The organism is Lactobacillus equicursoris DSM 19284 = JCM 14600 = CIP 110162 (assembly GCF_001434815.1).
GTDB lineage: Bacteria > Bacillota > Bacilli > Lactobacillales > Lactobacillaceae > Lactobacillus > Lactobacillus equicursoris.
The window spans coordinates 1-1630 of record NZ_AZDU01000100.1 but is presented as its reverse complement, the minus strand read 5'-3'; the positions used below and the strand labels follow the sequence as shown (position 1 = coordinate 1630).

Annotated in this window: 1 protein-coding gene and 1 pseudogene; both read right to left on the bottom strand. The window is 42.0% G+C overall.

Annotated elements, in window-relative coordinates:
* A pseudogene (locus tag FC20_RS09450) lies at nucleotides 1–671 on the bottom strand (glucosaminidase domain-containing protein); the annotation flags it as partial.
* Nucleotides 668–1630: toprim domain-containing protein (locus tag FC20_RS09445; RefSeq protein ID WP_056945394.1), on the bottom strand; the 963-nt coding region annotated here is incomplete at its 5' end. The pseudogene FC20_RS09450 and the gene FC20_RS09445, both read right to left, overlap by 4 nt.

Sequence of the window (1630 nt, the reverse complement as noted above, 5' to 3'; positions counted from 1 at the left end):
TTTTCGCCTGAAACAGAAATATCATTGGGATTACAGCCACCGCCAATTTGACCGATTGTTTCACCTTGACTGAAGTTCTTTGTATTTTTCATTTCGGCCATAAATGACGCAACCATCTTGATCCAGTTAGCCGTGTTAGGAGGACAATAGACGGGGCCTAGTTTGTCCAGCGTGTTTAACCCACGTTCGACTACCAGGTTGTGCAACGTCTTCTTAGAAGCCTCCATGCCCTCTTTCATGCTACCGTAGTGGATTGGTACCTCATTGATTGACATACCAGAGGGGTTATTATCAATTCGGCAAGCACTTGAGGTGCCACGGCCAGATTCAACCATCATGATCGCGGCCGTTAAATACACACTGACTCCCGCTTCATTTGAGACATCAACAATATCCTGAGCATGTGGTCCAAGCGCACCGCCATTTTTAAGCATGTAGGCCTGAAATTGCATGCTATTAAAGTCTTTATCGACTAATGAAGTTGCACCACTCCCCCCACTAGATACAGTCGAGCAGCCGGTATTATCTTTGTTCATTTCATTCGCAGTTAGCACAGAAATTGCCGAAATAAGAACAGTGTTGACAACTACCAGGGTACAATAGAGAGCGCCAAAACCTAGCGCGACCCCCATCAAAATCAACACGATTTTTTTGGATAGCCATTTCTTCATCGTGTAACCTCAAGCTGTTGGGACGTTTCTTTTTTGACAGAATTATTCGCACCAGGGATCAACCGATTTAGCGGATTTAATGATTTTTTATCCTCAACAACAACCTTTTCATTCTGAAGTAATGCCTGGGCTTGTTTGAGATCTTTTTGTTTAGTTAATCGCGATTTAAGCTGGCCGGTTTTTTCTAGTTCCAAAACTTCATTCCAATCACCGTTGTTGATGTTTGGCATCTGGAGAAATGGGTGCATCTCAAAGTCTTCAGCCTTCATTTTTTTTAAACTATCTTTTACATACTCACGACCGTGTTCGTCATTGTTAACTGCAAACACAACCTCTAACTGCTCATTGTCCTTTACAAAGGGCGTGAGTGATTCAATCTGTTCCTTCATAGCATCATATTTTAAACCGCTCTGTGAGAAATATATGGCCTTCTCCGGGTCGTTGGTTTTGAGATTATGCTCAATCAAACTGAGAGCCTCAATCGGAGATTCGGTTACATACAGCCGTAGTGGTTTGGTTAAGTCTTGAAATATGGGAACACGAAAGCCGCCTGTGCTACTTGAATTAGCCGCTATCCCTTTGTAATATGGGCGTCCAAGTTTACCCGTAGCCTGGTTCAAACGCTTTTCAAATGGCTGTCTGTAAGTCCCCTGGACATCCGCACCAACAATATTGGCCACGTTATTTGGATCAGTCCATTTAAATAAGACATTTTCTTTATTATCTGAACTGATTAAACCAGCTTTAGCCAGGTTATCAACATATTTGGGATCTAAAAAACGCTCATTCACTAAGAATGAGCGTCCTTTGTCAGATAATGTATTTGTATCAAAATTTCCACCCTTACTGAGTGCCTTCAGCGAGAATGGTGGCTTTTTTTCATGGACACTTTTCTGCTGAATAGATTTGCTGATTCCTGTACCTTTAAAACTTAAAAGCTGATTAACCGTCTCCTCATA